This window comes from Micromonospora sp. NPDC047074, assembly GCF_040643815.1.
Classification (GTDB): Bacteria; Actinomycetota; Actinomycetes; order Mycobacteriales; family Micromonosporaceae; genus Micromonospora.
Genome location: NZ_JBEYVB010000087.1, coordinates 1 through 1,592, shown reverse-complemented (window position 1 = coordinate 1,592; position 1,592 = coordinate 1). Strand labels below are relative to the sequence as shown.

Below are 1,592 nucleotides of genomic sequence, written 5' to 3'. Positions count from 1 at the left end.
GCCCGTCACCGGCCCGCCCCCGCGCCGCCGCCGACCGGCGCGTCGGAATCGGCCGCGCCGGCCGCCCGCGCCGCCCGGCGGCGTCGCTTGCGCGGCGGCGGTACCAGCCCGGCCAGGTCGCCGCCGGTATCGTTGAGCCGGACCAGGAACGGTCGCAGCGGGGTGTAGCGGATCGCCGTCACCGACGCCGGGTCGGCCACGATCCGCTGGAACAGATCCAGGTGTACGCCGAGCGCGTCCGCCACGATCGCCTTGATCACGTCGCCGTGGCTGCACGCCAACCAGACCGCCTCCGGGCCGTGCTCCTCGGTGACCCTGGCATCCCACGTACGCACCGCCGCGACCGCCCGTGCCGCCATCGCCGCCATCGCCTCCCCCTCCGGGAAGACCGCGGCGCTCGGGTGCTGCTGGACCACCGGCCAGAGCGGCTCCTTGGCCAACTTCTTCAGCGGCTGCCCCTCCCAGGCCCCGTAGCCGCACTCGATCAGGCCCTCCTCCACGACCGGAGCGGCCCCGGGCAACGCCAGGTCCAGGGTCTGCCGGCACCGGATCAGCGGACTGGTCACCACCGCCGCGAGCGGCACCGCCCGCAACCGCTCGCCGACCGCCGTCGCCTGGGCCCGGCCCGTCTCGTCCAACTCGACCGGCTGGCGGCCGGCCAGCCCACCGTCCGCGTTCGCGGTCGTCCGGCCGTGTCGCAGAAGCAGAAGGGTCGCCACGGGACCACCTTATGACCTGCGTTCGGGCACGGGTGCCTCCCCCGGTGTGCGGTATGACCCAGGCTCCCCCAGCTGCGCCCCGGGCCCGACTCACCTCGACGGCGCTGACCGCCCAATCGACAATGACAGTCCCACATCACGCGTACACCCCCCACCGCCCCGCACATCTCCCGCGCCTGCCGGCCGCGTCCGGGTCCGCACCCGTACCCGTACCCGCAGATCTTGGAACGAGAGTGCCCCTCCGGGGGCCGTTTCGTGCCAAGATCTCGCGAGCTGCGCCGAGCCGGCAGGGCTCGGCACAAGCGTTGACAATGCCGGGGCCATCAATGGGCATCACCCGACACCCCACATGTCCGGTTCATCACTGATATGTGGATTCGCCGACCCCGCCCCGACCGATCGCCCTGTCCGGCGTCAAGCCAAGATGCCGAACGCAGCCCGCACCACACTCACCCGGATCGGGTCGTCAACGAGGTGAATGTCCGGTTCCGGGGTGTGACCGGGGGCATCGTGGGGGTGGAATCGTGGCCGCCCCGGGGTCGTTACACCATGCGTACGACCGAGCAAGGGCACGCCCCGCCCCTTCGGGTGGCCGGCCCGGGCCCCGGAATGATGGCGGGTCGCCGGTCGTTACACATGGTCCCGGCCGACGTGCAGGGCACCCCCCTTCGCCCCACGCGGCCGTTCTTGAACTTTGTTCATCCGAGCGCCGGACGGTGCTTGCACCGCACAGAGCCGACCCCCTTTCGGCGTGTGGTGCCAACCCCCGAATGGAGTCTCCCCCATGAACACGTTCATCCGTAACAGCGTTCTCGGTATCGCCGGTCTCGCGTTCGCCGGTGGTGTGGCCGCCGGCCCGATGACCGCCGACAA

1 protein-coding gene is annotated in these 1,592 nt (G+C 71.9%); it reads right to left on the bottom strand.

The window, feature by feature from the left end; genetic code table 11:
* Nucleotides 1-5: 5 nt before the first annotated feature.
* Nucleotides 6-719, bottom strand: coding sequence for an MSMEG_4193 family putative phosphomutase (locus ABZ809_RS34470; protein WP_357566851.1), 714 nt, complete (start codon nt 717-719; stop codon nt 6-8).
* Between the last annotated feature and the right edge of the window lie 873 nt (nt 720-1,592).